Source organism: Dickeya oryzae, from assembly GCF_020406815.2.
GTDB classification, from domain to species: Bacteria; Pseudomonadota; Gammaproteobacteria; order Enterobacterales; family Enterobacteriaceae; genus Dickeya; species Dickeya oryzae.
On sequence record NZ_CP162670.1, the window covers coordinates 899,520 to 918,491 of the forward strand.

The 18,972-nt window shown below is 53.3% G+C and carries 17 protein-coding genes; 11 read left to right on the plus strand and 6 right to left on the minus strand.

The genetic code is table 11. The features are described from left to right. Both LF929_RS03800 and LF929_RS03805 read right to left on the minus strand, forming a co-directional pair. Window positions 1-972, minus strand: coding sequence for a CdaR family transcriptional regulator (locus tag LF929_RS03800; protein ID WP_226092494.1), 972 nt, complete (start codon window positions 970-972; stop codon window positions 1-3). A 333-nt stretch (window positions 973-1,305) separates the two neighbouring features. Then, on the minus strand, window positions 1,306-2,892 hold the full coding sequence (locus LF929_RS03805) for a methyl-accepting chemotaxis protein (protein WP_019843503.1): 1,587 nt from the start codon (window positions 2,890-2,892) through the stop codon (window positions 1,306-1,308). 373 nt (window positions 2,893-3,265) lie between these two features. On the opposite strand from LF929_RS03805, the gene nsrR reads away from it, so the two are divergent. From nsrR to rlmB, 3 genes are all read left to right on the plus strand, one after another. Further along, window positions 3,266-3,691 carry a nitric oxide-sensing transcriptional repressor NsrR gene (nsrR, locus tag LF929_RS03810; RefSeq protein ID WP_038909663.1) on the plus strand — a complete coding sequence of 142 codons (426 nt, stop codon included), beginning with the start codon at window positions 3,266-3,268 and terminating at the stop codon, window positions 3,689-3,691. Between the two features lie 40 nt (window positions 3,692-3,731). Then, entirely contained in the window at window positions 3,732-6,206 is a 2,475-nt protein-coding gene (gene rnr / locus LF929_RS03815; protein ID WP_226092493.1) for a ribonuclease R, read from the plus strand. A gap of 89 nt (window positions 6,207-6,295) precedes the next feature. Then, window positions 6,296-7,030, plus strand: coding sequence for a 23S rRNA (guanosine(2251)-2'-O)-methyltransferase RlmB (gene rlmB, locus LF929_RS03820; RefSeq protein ID WP_226092492.1), 735 nt, complete (start codon window positions 6,296-6,298; stop codon window positions 7,028-7,030). Between the two features lie 174 nt (window positions 7,031-7,204). Here rlmB and LF929_RS03825 read toward each other — a convergent pair whose 3' ends face one another. From LF929_RS03825 to LF929_RS03835, 3 genes are all read right to left on the minus strand, one after another. Continuing rightward, window positions 7,205-7,480, minus strand: coding sequence for a hypothetical protein (locus LF929_RS03825; RefSeq protein ID WP_226092491.1), 276 nt, complete (start codon window positions 7,478-7,480; stop codon window positions 7,205-7,207). 288 nt (window positions 7,481-7,768) lie between these two features. Beyond that, window positions 7,769-8,134 carry a biofilm peroxide resistance protein BsmA gene (gene bsmA, locus LF929_RS03830; RefSeq protein ID WP_226092490.1) on the minus strand — a complete coding sequence of 122 codons (366 nt, stop codon included), beginning with the start codon at window positions 8,132-8,134 and terminating at the stop codon, window positions 7,769-7,771. A gap of 199 nt (window positions 8,135-8,333) precedes the next feature. After that, window positions 8,334-10,274, minus strand: a complete 1,941-nt coding sequence (locus LF929_RS03835) for a methyl-accepting chemotaxis protein (RefSeq protein WP_226092489.1) — start codon at window positions 10,272-10,274, stop codon at window positions 8,334-8,336. A 233-nt stretch (window positions 10,275-10,507) separates the two neighbouring features. On the opposite strand from LF929_RS03835, the gene yjfP reads away from it, so the two are divergent. The 8 genes from yjfP to LF929_RS03875 all read left to right on the plus strand — a co-directional run bounded on the left by yjfP (window position 10,508) and on the right by LF929_RS03875 (window position 17,586). Next, on the plus strand, window positions 10,508-11,257 hold the full coding sequence (gene yjfP, locus LF929_RS03840) for an esterase (protein ID WP_226092488.1): 750 nt from the start codon (window positions 10,508-10,510) through the stop codon (window positions 11,255-11,257). Window positions 11,258-11,441: 184 nt separating this feature from the next. After that, window positions 11,442-11,834, plus strand: coding sequence for a 30S ribosomal protein S6 (gene rpsF / locus LF929_RS03845; RefSeq protein ID WP_016940468.1), 393 nt, complete (start codon window positions 11,442-11,444; stop codon window positions 11,832-11,834). A gap of 5 nt (window positions 11,835-11,839) precedes the next feature. Next, entirely contained in the window at window positions 11,840-12,160 is a 321-nt protein-coding gene (priB, locus tag LF929_RS03850; RefSeq protein ID WP_038908928.1) for a primosomal replication protein N, read from the plus strand. A gap of 4 nt (window positions 12,161-12,164) precedes the next feature. Beyond that, window positions 12,165-12,392, plus strand: coding sequence for a 30S ribosomal protein S18 (gene rpsR / locus LF929_RS03855; RefSeq protein ID WP_000135199.1), 228 nt, complete (start codon window positions 12,165-12,167; stop codon window positions 12,390-12,392). A 41-nt stretch (window positions 12,393-12,433) separates the two neighbouring features. Then, window positions 12,434-12,883: a 50S ribosomal protein L9 gene (gene rplI, locus LF929_RS03860; RefSeq protein ID WP_016940467.1), complete on the plus strand. Its 450-nt coding sequence runs from the start codon at window positions 12,434-12,436 to the stop codon at window positions 12,881-12,883. 458 nt (window positions 12,884-13,341) lie between these two features. Further along, complete coding sequence (locus LF929_RS03865; protein WP_152490401.1) at window positions 13,342-13,542, plus strand: hypothetical protein; 201 nt, start codon at window positions 13,342-13,344, stop codon at window positions 13,540-13,542. A gap of 147 nt (window positions 13,543-13,689) precedes the next feature. Beyond that, on the plus strand, window positions 13,690-15,072 hold the full coding sequence (locus tag LF929_RS03870; RefSeq protein ID WP_193744525.1) for an MFS transporter: 1,383 nt from the start codon (window positions 13,690-13,692) through the stop codon (window positions 15,070-15,072). Window positions 15,073-15,711: 639 nt separating this feature from the next. After that, window positions 15,712-17,586 carry a methyl-accepting chemotaxis protein gene (locus tag LF929_RS03875; RefSeq protein WP_226092531.1) on the plus strand — a complete coding sequence of 625 codons (1,875 nt, stop codon included), beginning with the start codon at window positions 15,712-15,714 and terminating at the stop codon, window positions 17,584-17,586. Between the two features lie 51 nt (window positions 17,587-17,637). On the opposite strand, the gene LF929_RS03880 is transcribed toward LF929_RS03875, so the two are convergent. Further along, on the minus strand, window positions 17,638-18,684 hold the full coding sequence (locus LF929_RS03880; protein ID WP_038908926.1) for a LacI family DNA-binding transcriptional regulator: 1,047 nt from the start codon (window positions 18,682-18,684) through the stop codon (window positions 17,638-17,640). Between the last annotated feature and the right edge of the window lie 288 nt (window positions 18,685-18,972).

Here is an 18,972-nt window from a genome sequence, read left to right on the forward strand (position 1 = left end):
TCACTCCTGTGACGGGGCGTTGAATGGTGACACGGTGCTTGCTGACGTTGGAAAGCCAGAAAGACGCCCGATCATGAGCGCGACGGCGGCGCTAAGGCGAAACAGTGGGTCGTTCAGGGTGCCACCCGATAATTGTTCAATGCGTTGCAGGCGTTGATGTAGCGTATTGCGATGAATAGCCAGCCGCTCGGCGGCTTTAATCAGATTACTGTTTTCCTGCAATACTGCATCCAGCGTCTCAATCAACAAATAAGGCGACTTACGGTTATGCTCCACCAGATTGCCCAGCACATTGTGCATAAACCGGGTCAGCAGCGTTGGGTCGCTGACGGCCCCCAGCAATTGCAGTATCCCTAATTCAGTGTAATCACACAGCCCTTTTTCTGGTTGCAGGCTGGCGACGGCGTCAAGTGCCTGTTGGGCTTCGCTAAGCCCCTGCCGGTATTGTGCTGCTGAGCTGACCGGGCTGGATAGCCCAACGTACAGCGTCAATGGGGCGATATCGGCGTGGATGGACTGGCGTAACGCCACCAGCCGCTGATGCCCCGGTGGTTGCAGTAATGGGCTGTCTGTTGGCAACACCATCAGGAACAGCGAGCCCAGCGTGACCACCGGTGGGGGAGAGCGTGACGCGGATGGCGGGGGGGATGCTAACAGCGACGCCTGTAGCCGTTGTTGCAGCAGGAGGCGTGAATGCTGCAGTTGCGCCTCTGGGGCGCGGTAATCCGCTGAGGCGAACAGGCTTGCCTCGTTACCTATACGCCATGCCACCACCCGGTGTGGCACGTCCAGCGGCCATTGCAGGCGGTCGGCACGTTGATGAATCAGCGCCAGATCCAGCGCGTCTGTGGTGAGTAGCGTCAGCAGAAAGTCGCTACGCCATCTGTCCCACTGCTCTTCAGTATGGTGCGCTTCAGTATGGCTATGGACACTGTCGCGATAAGACAGGCTGCGTTGATGCGATGCCGACATGATGATCCCTCCGGTTTTCCCTTCTCTTCCCATTCAGGGGAAACGACAATGTCAGTGATATTCAGTGTAGTGTGCGCCACCGCGTATGCAGCAAAGAGCGTGCCGGTTTTACTGCCGGTAACGCGTTAACGGGGAATCTGGGACGCTCGCCAGAGCATTGTGAATACATTACCTGTGCAGGTTGCATGGTTTGGCGCTAAAACATGGCGTAATGCGCCCGTTTATTGTGCAGGGTGCTGTGTAGTGCACTGAAAGCGTGAGCCAGCAGCAATAGAGCCACAAGGACGAGTCAGTGAAAACGCAGTGGCCGTGAGGCCACTGCCAAAGACAGAATCAGCGCGCTTGCAGCAGCGGCGTGTGGTCTTCGATACGGAACATGGCCATGGCCTGTACCAGTTGGCGGGATTGCTCTTCCAGCGACTGGGTGGTATCGGTGGAGGCCTTGACCAGAGACGCGTTTTGCTGTGCGACTTTATCTATCTGGGTAAAGGCGATGTTCACCTGTTCAATACCGCGATGTTGTTCCTGAGACGCGTAAGAAATCTCTTTCATCAGCGTGGTGATACGGTTGATCTCGTCTGCGACGTTATCCATGGTTTCACCTGCCTTGGCTGCCAAATCGAGCCCTTCTGAGACATGGGACTGAGAGTCGAGGATCAGTGTGCGGATCTCTTTGGCGGCCTGAGCGCTATGCTGCGCCAGATTACGCACTTCACCGGCGACCACCGCAAACCCTTTCCCTTGTTCACCCGCACGGGCGGCTTCCACCGCGGCGTTCAGCGCCAGAATGTTGGTCTGGAAGGCGATACCGTCAATCACACCGAGAATATCGCTGATGCGTTTGGCGCTGGCGGCGATTTCGCGCATTTTTTCCACCACGTAGTTGACGGATTCATTGCCGCGATCGGTGGTATCGGAAACCTGATTGGTCAACTGATGGGCCAGTTCGGCGTTATCGGCGTTGCGTTTAACGGTGGCGCTCAGTTCTTCCAGGCTGGCGGCGGTTTGCTCCAGCGCGGCGACCGATTCCTCGGTACGTTCCGCCAGATGGCGGTTGCCGCTAAACAGTTCACGACTGCCCTGATCGATTTGATGACTGGCGTCACGCACCTGACCAACGGAATCCAGCAGCGCCATTTGCATACGCAAAATGGCGTCGTTCAGGCGACCCAGTTCATTGTCTCCGCCGGTGGTAATGCGGTGGGTCAAATCGCCGGAGGCAACGTGTTCCAGTTGCTCGATGGCGTGATCCAGCGGTTTGAGCAGCATGTGGCGTAACGCCAGCCAGCCCAGCAAGACCAGTAACAGGGATAACAGACAAGCAAAGCCTATCAGCATCAGCATCAGTCGTTCGTTGCTGTTTGCCTGTTGGATGTGTTGTTCGGAGAGTTGCTGGGAGTAACTGCGGAAATTCTGGATGGATTTATCAAATGCGTCGCTCAGGGGCGTCAGGTTATTTTCCAGCAAGGTGTAGTATTCGTCGGTGTACTGCTTTCTCAGGGACTCTAACATCGGTTTTAATCCCTGATTCAGGTAGTCCTGATAGGTTTTTAACACTTGCTGTGCCAGTTTTTGCTCCTGCTCACTGGTGGTGCCGACGCTACTGAACTGGCGAATCTCTTTGTCGGACTGCTGGATATAACTATCCAGTTTATCCGTTTCTTTAGCTCCCACGTCCAGCAAACCAATTTCTATCTTGCGTACCGCCAGTGTCGCGGACGCTCTGGCCCGTAGCGTCAGGTTATAACCGTTCATCAACGCGCCCAACTGCTCCCCCTGAATCTGGTTGAGCTGCGTCAGGGAGTCCCGGCTTTTATTGATGGCCTGAATCCCCATACCGCTGACCAGCAGCAATAGCAGGGTGATAACAGCCAGCAAGGTTAACAGGCCGGTACGGATGGAGAGATTTTTCAAACGCATGGTCCATTTCCTAGTGTGTGCAGAATAAAAAACACTGGCAAAGCCTATCTCTGGCTTGCCATACGTTAACGTACATGTAGGGCTATTTTTGTTCAGAACATAACAGATGAAACAGCATGTTAGATAGCAAGATTCTCTTATGTTTTGTTAACAGAAATGCGTCAACTCGGCGAATTTTCCTTTAAGAAAGATCTCTGAGTACTAAATAAATTCGCCCGGCGCGGAGCACTGGTTTATCATCTGCTGATAAAAAATGAACATGATGTGTCTGGTGTCAGGACAACGAGCGCCATCCTGGTTCCGGTTCACGTTTTTGGGGCAGTCAGGTGGCTGTTCGGCAACGTACTCGATTGGAAAAGTACCCGAGGTTTCTGTGCAGTTAACAAGTTTTACGGATTATGGTTTGCGCGCGCTGATTTACATGGCGTCATTGCCGGAGGGCAAAATGACCAGCATTTCAGAAGTGACTGAAGTGTATGGCGTTTCACGCAATCATATGGTGAAGATTATCAATCAGCTGAGTCGCGCCGGGTTGGTTATGGCAGTGCGTGGTAAGCATGGCGGCATTCGGTTGGGCCGCGATCCGTCCACCATTCGCATCGGCGATGTGGTACGGGAACTGGAGCCGCTCTCTCTGGTTAACTGCAGCAAGGAGTTTTGTCATATTACCCCCGCCTGCCGACTCAAACAGGTATTGCAACAGGCCGTACAGAATTTCCTGAAAGAATTGGATAATTATACGCTCGCCGATATGGTGGAAGAAAACCCGCCCCTCTATAAATTACTTCTGGTTGAATAAGCCTGCTCAGCTGCCTGCTGATGACAACGGAGGAACCGCAATGTCACAAGATCCGTTTCTGGAACGTGAAGCAGAAAAATACGAATTCCCCATCCCCAGCCGTGAATACATTCTGGAGCATCTGGCAAAACGGGATACCCCTATCAGCCGTGAAGAACTGGCAAGCGATCTGCAACTGACCAGCGATGAGCAACTGGAAGGGCTGCGCCGCCGGTTACGCGCGATGGAGCGCGACGGGCAACTGGTGTTTACCCGTCGTCAGTGTTACGCCCTGCCGGAAAAGCTGGATTTACTGCGTGGCACGGTGATCGGCCATCGTGATGGTTATGGCTTTCTGCGGGTGGAAGGACGTAAAGACGATCTTTACCTGTCCGCTGAACAAATGAAAACGGTGATCCACGGTGATGTGGTGCTGGCCCAGCCGTTGGGTGAAGACCGCCGGGGACGTCGTGAAGGGCGCATTGTGCGTGTGCTGGAGCCGCGTACCAGTCAGATAGTCGGGCGTTATTTCACCGAAGCCGGTACCGGTTTTGTGGTGCCGGACGATAGCCGTCTGAGCTTTGATATCCTGATCCCACCGGAATGTATCGCCGGGGCTTGCATGGGCACGGTGGTGGTGGTGGAACTGACCCAACGCGGGACCCGTCGCACCAAGGCGATCGGTAAGATCGTGGAGATCCTCGGCGACAACATGGGGACCGGGCTGGCGGTGGATATCGCGCTGCGCACCCATGAAATCCCGCACAGCTGGCCACCTAAAGTGGAAGAGCAGGTGAGCGACCTGGCTGAAGAGGTGCCGGAAAGCGCCAAGAAAGGCCGGGTGGATTTGCGTTCCCTGCCGCTGGTGACCATTGACGGCGAAGACGCTCGTGATTTTGACGATGCGGTGTACTGTGAGAAAAAACGCGGTGGCGGCTGGCGGCTGTGGGTGGCGATAGCGGATGTCAGCTATTATGTGCGCCCCGGTACGGCGCTGGACCATGAGGCCCGCGCGCGTGGCACCTCGGTCTATTTCCCATCGCAAGTGGTGCCGATGCTGCCGGAAGTGCTGTCTAACGGGCTGTGTTCACTGAACCCGCAGGTAGATCGCCTGTGTATGGTGTGTGAGATGACCGTCTCCTCGCAGGGTAAATTGTCCAGCTACAAGTTCTATGAAGCGGTGATGAGTTCACATGCCCGCCTCACCTACACCAAGGTGTGGAGCATTTTGCAGGGCGATGAAGCGTTGCGCGAACACTACCAGTCACTGGTGGAGCCGCTGGAAGAGCTGCACCGGATGTACAAGGTGCTGGAGCATGCGCGTGAGGTGCGTGGAGGTATCGCGTTTGAAACCGAAGAAGCCAAGTTTATCTTCAACGCAGAACGCCGTATTGAACGGGTGGAAGCCGTCGTGCGTAACGATGCGCACAAGCTTATCGAAGAGTGCATGATTCTGGCCAACATCTCGGCGGCGAAGTTTGTCGAGAAGAGTGAAGAACCGGCATTGTTCCGCGTGCATGACCAGCCCAGTGAAGATCACGTGCTGGCGCTGCGTAGCGTGCTGGGCGAGTTGGGGCTGACGCTCAAAGGCGGCATGAAGCCACAGCCGAAAGACTATGCTGAGTTGATGGATTCCATCGCCGATCGGCCAGATCATGAGATGCTGCAAACCATGCTGTTGCGATCCATGAAGCAGGCTATCTATGACCCGGAAAACCGCGGTCACTTTGGGCTGGCGTTGACCTCGTATGCACATTTTACGTCACCGATCCGGCGTTATCCAGACTTGTCGTTGCACCGTGGTATCAAGTATTTGCTGAGCGACCGTAAAAACCGCTGGACGCAAAGCGGTGGCTGGCATGCGGATTTCAACGAAATGTTGCAACTGGGCGAACACTGCTCGATGACTGAGCGCCGTGCCGATGAAGCCACACGCGATGTGGCTGACTGGCTGAAGTGCGATTTCATGCAGGACCATGTGGGGGAAACCTTTACCGGGATTATATCCAGCGTCACCGGTTTCGGTTTCTTCGTGCGGCTTAACGACCTGTTTATCGATGGTCTGGTGCATGTCTCCACGCTGGATAATGACTACTATCGTTATGACAATGTTGGCCAGCGCTTGATCGGCGAATCTCGCGGTCAGACTTACCGACTGGGCGATGAGGTAGAAATTCGCGTTGAAGCGGTACACATGGATGAGCGTAAGATTGATTTTGCGCTGATCTCGTCTACCCGTAAGGTGCGTGGCGAAGGTAAAACCTCGCGCGACCGGGCGAAGAGGGGGAGCGATACCGGTGCGAAGCCGCCGCGTCGTCGCCGTACCGGCCAGCGTGCCAACTTTGAGCCGGATAGCGCATTCCGCCCTGAGGGAGACGGTAAAAAACGCCAGTCTGCCAGCAAGGATAACGGTAAGGCGAAAACCGGCGGTAAAAAGAAGGCAGCAAAATCGCAAAAGAACGCTGAAAAAACACGTAAAATTGCGGCAGCCACGCGAGCTAAACGCGCCAGCAAAAAGAATAAAACGGCAGAGTGACGAACCGCGTCTGACCGTGACATCGGTATTCTGGGCAGCCGACCGGCTGCCCTGTTAACCCGTCTCAAGCGTATTATTGAAGAGTAGTAATGAGCGAAATTATTTACGGCATCCATGCGGTGAAAGCACTGCTGGAACAAGACCCTCAACGTTTTCTGGAAGTGTTCACCCTGAAAGGGCGTGAAGACCGTCGCCTGCAACCGCTGATAGCCGAGCTGGAAGCCAGCGGCATTGCGGTGCAGGTCGCCAGTCGTCAGTGGCTGGATGACAAGGTGGAAGGTGCGGTCCATCAGGGGATCATCGCCCGGGTAAAAGAAGGGCGTCAGTATCAGGAAAACGACTTGCCGGGGTTGCTGGCATCACACGCGACGCCGTTCCTGTTGGTGCTGGATGGCGTGACTGACCCTCATAACCTGGGCGCGTGCCTGCGTAGCGCTGATGCCGCTGGCGTCCATGCGGTGATTGTGCCGCGAGATCGCTCCGCTCAACTGAATGCGACCGCGAAGAAAGTGGCCTGTGGCGCGGCGGAAACCGTTCCGTTGATCCGCGTGACCAATCTGGCACGCACGTTGCGTTTCCTGCAGGAGCAGAATATCTGGATCGTCGGTACGGCGGGCGAAGCGGATCACACCTTGTACCAAAGTAAACTGACCGGCCCGCTGGCGCTGGTGATGGGCGCAGAAGGGGAAGGCATGCGTCGCCTGACGCGCGAACACTGCGACGAGCTGATCAGTATTCCGATGGCAGGAAGCGTGTCATCGCTGAATGTTTCCGTGGCGACCGGTATTTGTCTGTTTGAAGCGGTACGCCAGCGCGCTATGTGAGCCATCGCGCAAGGTAGCGTGATGTCGTGTGACCGGGTGTGTGCTAACACGCTGCAGTACGGTCACACGAAACGGTTACACGAAAATAAAAAATGCCGTCATATGATAAAAACGATGTGTTCCCGGCTGACGGCATCTAACGATGGGATAGCTGGCTTGCCGGGAGATGATGCGTTATTTCTTCAGGCTGGCGATTTTCTGTTCTACCGCCGCGCACCACAATACCGAATTGCGTGACGGCCAGGAGGTGGCAGGTAATCGGCTTTCCACTGCCTGCTGCCAAACCTGTGAGCCTACATCGACATCACCCAGCACGGCGCGCGTATTGACTATCGACTCTATCCACTCATTCCATTCCGTGCTGCGGCATGGGTATTCTGAAGCCAGCGCGGTGCCACTCAGGCCGCTTGTCAGTAGTAACAGGGCGATGGCGGCAATCTTTGTTTTCATCCTTCATCCTCTTAACGTTCTTTAGGGTACTTAGAGCCTATCCCAGTAGGCGTTATTGGCGTAGCCAGTTTGGACACGGACAGCGCGCAGACAACATGCGTTGCATGTTGAACGGACAAAGCACTTTGTCCGGCCCAACGGGCGAGCGCAGCGAGTAACCCGGAGCGTACACGTAGTACGTGAGGATTTCGAGCACTGCCCAGGGCCAAAATGGCCAGTGAAACCAGTGAAACCAGTGAAACCAGTGAAATAGCCCTAATGGGATAGGCTCTTATTGTGCCTGAATGACTATGGGCGAGCGGTAGGCAAGGGACGATAGAATACCGCATAGCCGTGCCAGTTGTCCTGTCGCACATGCTCGTCTTGCGTCAGGTTGACCACACGGTAGTAAGGCATACCGCGTGCGTTGGCCTCACGGGCGATTTCTTCTACTGCATCATCGAGAGTCCCGCGGACATTCACCGAGACAGAACCGGTTTTTTCCAACAGGTAGCTTTGCTCTCTGGACACTTCTACCGCCTGCTGCGTCGGTGGTGGCGGTGGAACCGGCTTACCAGCCAGCATCGCACAACTACTTAGCAGCATCGACAGCGCCGCGCCCAACCACACTCTGTGTAGCGGCGTCAGTCTGAATAACCATGACAGGCAAGCCATAACGCGGTGCTCCATTCAGTCCGATACGCGATAAATTCATCCGGCACACGTTAATAACGCGCTGAATCAGCGTTCTGTACCGGGCGAGAATAGTGTAACGCCTTGAAGCAAACAGGGATACCGTTGAGGTGTGTTGACGTGTAAACGGGGCCGGGGGTGACGCGACCTTCGCCGGTCAGAGGCGAAGGTCATGACAGCATCAGTGATGAATGCGGAATACGCTGACCACATCGCTCAAGTGGTGGCCTTTCTCACGTAGCCCTTGAGCCGTGCTTTCCGAGTTTTGTACCAACGAGGCGTTCTGGTGGATAGCCTGCCCGATCTGATTGATAGCCATATTGACCTGCTCGATGCCCAGAGCCTGCTCATGTGAGGCGATATCAATATCGTTAATGATGGTGCTGACCTGCTGAATACGTTGCAGTAAGTCATCCATCGCTGCACGGGTTTTTTCCGAGAAGTGGTAACCGGTTTCGACCTGATGCAGTGATTCGGCAATCAGTGCTTCGATTTCTTTTACCGCTGAAGAGCTACGCTGGGCCAGCGAGCGTACTTCGGCGGCGACCACCGCGAAGCCTTTACCGTGTTCGCCTGCGCGTGAGGCTTCGACGGCGGCGTTGAGCGCCAGAATGTTGGTCTGAAAGGCGATCGACTGGATGGTGGTGGTGATATCGGCAATTTTCTGCGATGAGCGTTTGATTTCGCTCATCGTTTCCACAGAGTCGGTGACCGTTTTGCTGCCATTTTGGGCGGCGCTGGCGCTTTGTGCCGCCAGACCTTTGACGGTAGAAACGTTGTCGGCATTCTGTTTTACCGTCGATGCCAGTTGTTCCATGGTGGCGGAGGTTTCTTCCACACTGCTGGCCTGACGGGAAATTTGCTCGCTGATGTTGCCGCTGTCTTCGGCCAGCACGTCCGTACCGACGACGATCTCTTCGGCGGCGTCGCGTACCTGAGATACCAGCCGGGTCAGGCCATGTCCCATGCCGTTGATGGCATCGACCAGCCGACCCACTTCATCCTGGCTCCGAGTCGTGAGCGTGGCTTGCAGATTCCCGGCCGCGAACTGTTCTGCCACTTTGACCACCTCGTCCAGTGGTCGGCTTAACCAGCGACGGGTAAGGTAGACGAAGAACACGGCAAACAGCACTACCAGTGCAATACCACCGCCCAGAAACATATTGCGGATGGTATTGATTTCGGCCAACAGACTGGCTTTGCTAATGGTGCCGACGACAACCCATTTCCATTGCGGTACATTGTGATACACCATCACCTGGGTACGATCATCGCCGCTCAGGTTGCTGTCTTCGTATTCCAGCCTGCCGCTGTCATTTTTCAGCACTTGTTGCAGCGTGTCGCCAGACCAGCCCGGCTTTTGTCCACGAAGCGTTGGATGAACCAGATAGTTGCCTGCCGTCGCACCCGCTGTGCTGAGCGCAATAAAATGGCCGCTATCGCCGATGCGTTTATCCAGGATGCGTTTTTGCATCAGGGCAAATTCTTTGCTGATATCAATCCCCACGAACAGAATGGCGATGACGTTACCGGTGGCGTCGGTGACCGGCTTGTATTGGGTGATATATTGTTTGCCGAAGAGCACCGCCAGTCCGCTGAACGATTTGTTGCTGGAAACGGGCGCGAATGCCGGGCTGGCGCGGTCCAGTTTAGTGCCGATGGCACGTGAGCCGTCTTCCTTTTTTAACGAGGTGGTGATACGCATGAAGTCGTCGCCATCGCGTACGAAAATGGTAGAAATCGCACCAGTTCGACTGAGAAAGTCGTCGGTAATGGCGGTGTTCATGTTGAGAACGGTATCGCCGGATTTCAGTGTCGGGGCAGTTGTACTACCGACAGGCAGGCGGGCCTGATTATCAACGGTAAAACGAGAAGGCAGAAAGCTGGCAAACAGATTGGTATAGCTGTCGACACCCGACTGCAGGCTGGCGTCGTACAGGGCTATCATATCGGTAATACCCACAACCTGACTGTCCATGTCATGCATTGTCAATGATTCCAGTTTCTCACCGGCTGAGCGCGTCAGGCTGAGGCTGAATGCAATAAACAGCACAGCCACACTCAGGGAGGCAATGACTGAAAGTTTGACACCAAGGCTCCAGCGTCTAAAAGCAAGCTGCATGATTATTCTCTTTAGTATGGTATGAGACGTGATTGGGGATTGATTACTGCCGTTAACGGCAAAAAAGCGCCAGATTTTACACCAATCGATACTTTTGTAACTAAATTGATCAAGATCATTGCGAACTGTCTTTATATGTCCCCAGAGACTGCCAGTGGTTAAATGGCATACAAAACAATTGTAGGCGTTCCTGACGGTTTTACCTGTTAATCAATGAAGAAAAGGAGATGATAATGGTAGAAATGGGAATCGAGGATGTTTCAGGCATCGACGTGCTGCATGCCTTTCCTTCTGGCGGCAGGACGCGGCCTTTACCCACCATTTTCTTCTTTCATGGCTACACCTCCTCCAAAGAAGTTTACTCGTATTTCGCCTACGCGTTGGCAAAGGCCGGCTTTCGGGTTATCGCGCCGGATGCGCTGATGCATGGTGGGCGCTTTGACGGCGATGAGGCGCGGCGCTGGCGTTGTTTCTGGGACATATTACTGACTAATGTGCAGGAATTGCCCCGCTATCTGGCCTGGTGTCGAGAACAGGCGTTGATTGATGGCGACAGAGTCGGGATTTGTGGTGCGTCGATGGGCGGCATGACGGCGCTGGCGGCGATGACGCAATACCCCTGGCTGAAATCAGCGGCCTGCTTTATGGGCGCTGGCTATTTTTCGTCGTTATCGCAGACGCTGTTTCCACCGGTGACACCAGGTGAACCGGGAGCGCAGGCGCAGTTACAGGCGCTGGCGGAACGTGTGGCACCGTATGATGTGGGTCATCAGTTGGATAAGGTATCCGACCGGCCACTCCTGCTTTGGCATGGCCTGGCTGATGAACTGGTTCCGGCCTCGCAGAGCGAACGTTTGTACCGGGAACTGACCGCTCGCAACACCAGTCAGCATGTGACCTACCTGACGGAGATCGGCATCGGCCACAAGATTACCCCGACCGCCTTGCAGGCCGGGGCGGATTTCTTCGCGCGTTCGCTTTGATTTTCCCCTTTGGCTGCGCTGTTTTTCTCTTTGTGAGGCTGACTGGCAATATCGCTTGTTTTCCCATGAGGGCGTCATTATAATTACGCGTCATTTTTTCAGCCGTACACACAACACGTTCCTTGCTTCCATGGGCCGCGGCTGACCCTGACAGGAGGCTGAATAATCCGTAAGGAGCAATTCGATGCGTCATTACGAAATCGTTTTTATGGTTCATCCTGACCAGAGCGAACAGGTTCCGGGCATGATCGAGCGTTACACCGGTGCTATCACAGCAGCGGAAGGCAAGATCCACCGTCTGGAAGACTGGGGCCGCCGTCAGCTGGCTTACCCGATCAACAAACTGCACAAAGCTCACTACGTTCTGATGAACGTTGAAGCACCGCAGGAAGTGATCGATGAGCTGGAAACTAACTTCCGCTTCAACGACGCCGTTATCCGCAGCATGGTTATGCGCGTTAAGCACGCGGTAACTGAAGCATCTCCGATGGTGAAAGCGAAAGACGAACGCCGTGAGCGTCGTGACGAATACGCTGAAGCTGATGATGATGCTGAAGTTGGGGATTCTGAAGAGTAATTGTTGTGGTGACGGTTAATCGGCTGGTGTTGTCGGGCACGGTGTGCAAGACACCCATTCGAAAAGTCAGTCCGTCAGGCATTCCTCACTGCCAGTTTGTGCTTGAGCACCGCTCAGTGCAGGAAGAAGCCGGACTCAGCCGACAAGCATGGTGCCGTATGCCCGTGATTGTCAGTGGACATCCGTCACAGGCATTTACCCACAGTATAACGGTCGGTATGCAACTCAGAGTTCAGGGGTTCATTAGTTGCCACCAAGGGCGCAATGGCCTCAGTAAGTTGGTGCTGCATGCCGAGCAGATTGAATTGATTGATTCTGGAGACTAGCCAAATGGCACGTTATTTCCGTCGTCGCAAGTTCTGCCGTTTCACCGCGGAAGGCGTTCAAGAGATTGACTATAAAGACATCGCAACGCTGAAAAACTACATCACTGAAAGTGGTAAAATTGTACCGAGCCGTATCACCGGCACCCGTGCAAAATACCAGCGTCAGCTGGCCCGCGCTATCAAGCGTGCGCGCTACCTGTCTTTGTTGCCGTACACTGATCGTCATCAGTAATCGGCCACTGTCCATTAACGAGACTTTGAGAGGATAAGGTAATGCAAGTTATTCTGCTTGATAAAGTAGCAAACCTGGGCAGCCTGGGTGATCAGGTTAACGTTAAAGCGGGCTACGCTCGTAACTTCCTGGTTCCGCAGGGCAAAGCTGTGCCGGCAACCAAGAAAAACGTTGAGTTCTTCGAAGCCCGTCGCGCTGAACTGGAAGCTAAACTGGCTGACGTTCTGGCTGCTGCTGAAGCTCGCGCTGAGAAAGTCAACGCACTGGCTTCCGTAACCATCGCTTCTAAAGCGGGTGACGAAGGTAAACTGTTCGGTTCTATCGGTACTCGCGACATCGCTGATGCGGTGACCGCTGCCGGTGTTGAAGTAGCGAAAAGCGAAGTTCGTCTGCCGAACGGCGTTCTGCGCACACTGGGCGAGCACGAAGTGAGCTTCCAGCTGCACAGCGACGTATTCGCTAAGCTGAACGTTGTGGTTGTTGCTGAGTAATTTTTACTCCGCTTCATCGCAACACGTAAAACGCTGGCCTTGTGCCAGCGTTTTGCATTTCAGGCGCTCCATTTTATAGCGTGATCCTGCGAGAGGTGATCCTATCGCTTTGGATCCTGTAGCAGACGCCTTCTCCAGCAGCCAGGCATCAGCGACCGCTACCTGTACTGTGGGTATGCGGTGATTTTTATCCATTTGATAATTAATGAATTATTCCCTCTTTTTCTTCAGTGTCTCTGAATTAATAAACTTTCTGTGATGCAATTCGCATATATGCCTTCTGCCCGAGATCCTGCGATCGAATAAGTATCAGGCATAGAGAGTCGTCACACTCCCTGTCGAAATTTTCATCGTTTTCTTGACACCCATAATCTCTTCATTAGAAAAATATGCAAACGTTCCTGCAAACGTTTTACATAATTTATTAAAAGTACCCTACATCGAGAAAAGAGGACGCTATGAAAAAAATCACGATAACGGCGGGGCAGCGCTACCGCAGTCCGTCTACGGGAAAGAGCGGTGATATTGATGGGGCGCGTTATGTATTACGCGTTAACGCACTGTGCGGCAGAGCACAAGGGGGAATGCGGTGTGTGGGCGGGCATACGTTGCTGCAACGGGGAGTGCAACAGGTAACACCGGCGGTTATCGGGCGGTGAAATAGCCTCTGTGACTGTTACTGCGTGCTGAACATACCGGTAGGCGGGAAGACGAAGAAAACCCCCTGACTGGTCAAGCAACAGCACATCCTCACTAGCCTTTCTGGAGAAAAACGTATGTCAACGCATGACATGAGTGTCGGCACCATGAGTGGTGTCATCAGCACTGTCGTTACTAGTGGTACCACACAGGCTGAATTGGTGGCCCGCCTTGAACGGATGCCGATCACCCGCCAGTTAATGACGATCCGTGTAGTCGTAGGGCTTTCCACATTCTTTGATGCTTATACCGTACTGGCAATCGCGTTCGCCATGCCGCAACTGGCCGCGGAATGGGGGCTCAACGCGACGGATATCGGAATGATTATTGCGGCCAGTTATGTCGGGCAACTGTTCGGTGCTGTATTTTTTGGCTCTCTGGCAGAAAAAATTGGCCGTCTTGGCGTATTAAAAATCACGATTATTCTGTTTGTTATTATGGATGCATCCTGCCTATTCGCCTGGAGCGGTACATCCATGATGGTATTTCGTTTCCTGCAAGGTGTGGGCATTGGGGCTGAAGTTCCGGTCGCCAGTTCTTATATCAACGAATTCGTCGGAGCGAAAAAACGTGGACGTTTCTTTCTGTTATATGAAGTGATCTTTCCGATAGGCATGATGTTTGCCGGGATAGCTGGGTACTTTCTGGTGCCGATTTATGGCTGGAAGGCCATGTTTATCGTGGGGTTGATTCCTTCCATCATTACGGTGCCTTTACGCTGGTTTATGCCCGAGTCACCACGCTGGCTGGCCTCAAAAGGGCGCTTGTCTGAAGCCGATGTGGTGGTGAAAAAACTGGAGGACGAGGTGATTCGCCACGGTGGCTCGCTAGCAGAACCTGTCATTCGCCAGACTGCGGATAAAACCGCAGCCTCACAAGGGTGGCGTGAGCTGTTCTCGGGTATTTACTGCAAGCGAACATTGACTATCTGGGCGTTATGGGTGTGTGGCTATACCATCAATAATGGTTTGGTGACCTGGTTGCCTACGCTGTATAAAAAGGTCTTTGGACTGCCTATCGAAACAGCGCTGGCTTACGGCTGGATAACATCGGCATTTGGTGTGCTGGCTTCGATTATCTGTGCGTTGTTTATTGATAAAGTCGGACGCAGGCGCTGGTATGCTGCTGCTTTTTTATTGGCAATTATTCCGCTGACTACATTGACTGTATTAGGAGCGACCAGCCCAATACAGATTTTGATCTGTGCCACGGTGGGGTACGGCATATTGCAAACCATTACTTTTTCTCTCTACCTCTATTCTTCCGAGCTTTATCCAACCCGGCTACGTGCTATCGGCACCGGATTGGGCAGTGCCTGGCTGCGTGCGGGTTCCGCCGTTGGCCCTATTTTGGTAGGCGTTATTGTCAGTGATTTTGGCATTCGCTACGTGTTTGTCGCATTCGCCTTAATCGCCCTGATTGGAGGTGTGGTAACGCTGCGATATGCTATTGAAACAAAAGGCAAGGTTCTGGAGGAGCTATCACCATAGCGGTGACTGTCTATGGCTGGCTTGCCCTGCGAATGTGGGGCAAGTATTAACTAATCACAGGCAGTGATTTTCCAAGTGGTGCTTGCCTGCGCTGAGAAAATAATATGAAGCATAATTATTTTAGATTTTAAATAATACGCGTGGCGAGTTGAACCATGTCACATACTGGCGCGTTAAGCCTGAAACGATGAAATGATTGAATCATATAACCCATACACGTATGACGTGAGGATAGACCAGGGGAATAGAGAAACCCACCGATTTTATGCATCACGTTGTCAGTTTTTATTTCGGCTAGGATGAAACGGATTTTTACTTAATCATGTGTGTGGATTATTTGTTTTTAAGCGATTAATCTCGATGTTGTCAGTAATATTGTTTTATCAGGAGGTTATGGCGGTGTGATGTTCGACCGAAACAGATTGATTTATAATTATAAGTGGTAACTTGTTTGTGGTGTGTATCACATTTTAACGTTTGCTGGCGTTAAAGTTATCAATTTTTCGTGTGTCAGACAAAATAATGACATCATCGTTAATGTCTCGCAATCCGTACCGATACTGTAACAATGTGGTGTGGTTTTTCTTTCCGTCAAGGGTGGGGAACAATATGGGGTTGGCTAATAGAATAATGAATAAAATGAAGGTGTCTCACAAGCTATACGGCGGTTTCTCGATAGTGCTTATTTTAGTGATTATCGCCTCAGGGTTTGCGGCGACGCGATTTTTCACTATTCGAGACCTTTATATCAAGACATCGATCATGAATGATATGAATCATTACCTTGATCAGTCTAAGATAGCGAGAATCAAATATTTCTTTTCTTTTGATGACACGAATCTCAATAATCTGGTGAATTATAATAATCAGATTGTCGAGAGTATTAATAAAACCAAGTCACTGTCGTGGGGAGATGAATATTCTGGCTATCTGAGCAGTCTGGATCAGGATATGAAACAGTACTGGCAGGATCTGGATACCGAGAAAGCCGCATTAAATAAAGTGAAAGAGACCAATAATGCTATTGATGCGCTCGGTAGCGGAAATCAGCTAGCTCAGGCTCTGGGTAGCATAACGCTGAAGCCTGATGAAACTGCGTTGCTGGCAAAGCGTGACGCCATGTTGCTGGCCATTGTTAAGCTGACTAACAGTACGCAGATACTGCAACGGACAGGCAGTGCGGAGGTATTGAAAACACAGCAGCGTTATTACGATGAGGCGACAAAAGCGTATACCGATTTTGCCAGCGCACTGGATAGTGAACGAAAAGCCCGGCTGACGGATACCGCTGCCTATGTCGACAATTATGGCCGTGCGGGCAAACAGTATTTTGATAACCTGACCAACCTGAAGACTGTTGATGCGAAATTCCGTGCTACGGGGGATAAGCTCACTGCGGATATTGCCAGCATCGTCGGGAGTATTGACGCAAAAAATAGCGCCATCATCAACAGCTCAGTCTTGCAGATGACAACCCTTGGGGGGATTGCGGTACTGTTCGGCTTGCTGATTTCCTGGGCGATAACCCGCCAGATAACCCAGCCTATTATGTCGAATCTGAAACTGGCGGAAGCCATCGCGGATGGTGATTTATCCATGTCGGTGAAGATTGAGCGCAATGACGAGTTGGGGATGCTGACGCATGCCATGATGGATATGACAGTGCGGCTGCGCAAGCTGGTGGCGGATATTCTTCACAGCGTTAATCGCGTTGCCGGGGCATCGAATGCAATCAGCGCCGGTAATAACGACCTGTCGGCAAGGACGGAGCAGCAGTCCAGCATGATTGTGGAAACGGCCGCCAGTATGGAGCAGTTGACCTCAACGGTGAAAAATAATACCGATAACGCCCGCCATGCCAGTCAGATTACCGGTAAGGCGTCAGATATTGCTAATCAGGGGGGCGATATTATCCGGCGAGTAGTCAGCACCATGTCCGAGATTTCCGGTAGTTCTAAAAAGATTTCTGATATCACATCGGTCATCAACAGTATCGCGTTTCAGACCAATATTCTGGCGTTGAACGCCGCGGTGGAAGCTGCCCGAGCCGGGGAACAAGGCCGCGGGTTTGCGGTCGTCGCCAGCGAAGTGCGTAGCCTGGCGCAACGTAGTTCCCAGGCGGCCAAAGAGATCGAAGCGCTGATTTCCGAGTCGGTTTCCCGTGTGGATGTCGGGGCGAGTCTGGTGACGAAAGCCGGCACGACGATGGATGAAATCGTGGGGTCGGTCAACTCGGTCAACAACCTGATGGGTGAAATTGCGGTGGCCTCTGATGAACAGAGCCGTGGTATTTCGCAGATCGGCAGTGCGGTAACAGAAATGGATTCGACCATCCAGCAAAACGCCTCCATGGTCAGTGAATCTGCTTCTGCGGCTCATGCACTGGAAGAGCAAGTATCGCGTCTGGCTGAATTGGTCGCGGTCTTCCGTTTGCCTGAAGGTGCTGGTGCGTTTGAGGAGAACGGCTACGGCCGCCCGTCAGCGCTGGTATCACCACACCGGCTGTTATCCTAAATACGGTGAGAGCAGGCCGCTCTGATGAACAGAGCGGCCATTGCGCATTGCTCAGCGTTTGAATGGCGCGCTGGAGCTGCGTGGAATCAGACTTGGGATAACCCGACTGATGGTGTTAGCGCCTTGTGGAGGAGAAAGCAAAAGGTCGACGGCCAGTGAGGCGACATGATCCAGCGGCACGTGGACTGATGAGAGCGGCACCGGCAGGCGCGCTACCAGCGGAATATCGTTATACCCTACCAGCGACAGGTCTTGACCAATTGTCAGGCCGACACGGTGCGCTGCCGCCATCACGCCTATCGCCAGATCATCATTGATCGCAAAAATGGCGCTGGGACGATGTGGAAGAGTGAGCAGTTCCAGCCCTTGTTGTTCCCCGGACTCAATCCCAAAACCAGACTCGCGGATCCATTCGGGCCGTATTGGTAACCCGGCTTCCTGCATCGCCCGTTGAAATCCCAGACGGCGATCACGCGCCCCCGAGGTGAAATTAGGGCCTGCAATCAGGCCGATATCCCGATGTCCTAAATCGATGAGATGACGAGTGGCCAGATAACCCCCTTGCTCATCGTTGCCTGTAGCAGAAGGGCTAATGCCATCGGTACGCAACACCAGTGTATGGGGAATCTGCTGCTGGCGTAATTCCGCAGGTAGCTGGTCATCCAGTCGGCTGGTGGCGAGAATTAAACCATCAACCCGGCGGTCAAGCAGCGATTCTGCCGCCTGCTTTTCCTGTACCGGGTCATCACCACACGTGGCGACGATAGTGAAGTAACCGTGTCGTTCTGCGGCGCGGAAAATGGCTTCGTATAAAAGCGCCATGACCATATCGCTTAAACGCGGTACCAGGACGCCGATAGTACCGGTGCCGCCACGACGCAGGCTGGATGCCATAATATCGCGTCGGTACCCCAGCTCCTGTGCGACCTCTCTGACCCGTTGGGCGGCTTTACTGCGTGATGGAGGCAGACGCTCGTCCAGTACGCGCGACACAGTAGAGACGCTGACGCCAGCCGCGGTTGCCACGTCCTGTAGGGTGACCGGTTTATTGCTCAGCTTCCGGTTGGTGCCAGGTGGCGAAAATGCGTTTGAGTCCATGTCATCCTTAGTCGTAGTCAGTAGGGGAGCCTCCCCGATAAAACTCCGGTATTTGAGGCTATCCACGCTGTCCGGATGCCCTTAGCCGTCTGGAGTGTGTCTGTTTTATTGCTTGTTTTGCACGCTGTTATTATGTAGTGGCACCGGTGAATTAGCTATATTTTTGGTAATACACCGCAGATAGCGCTATGACGTGAATCAAGGCGCGGTGCCGACAGGGTATGGCGGTCGGTACGCGAGCAAATGTGGTGAAGGGAAGCGCAAGGCCATGCAAACAGGGCGCGTCAG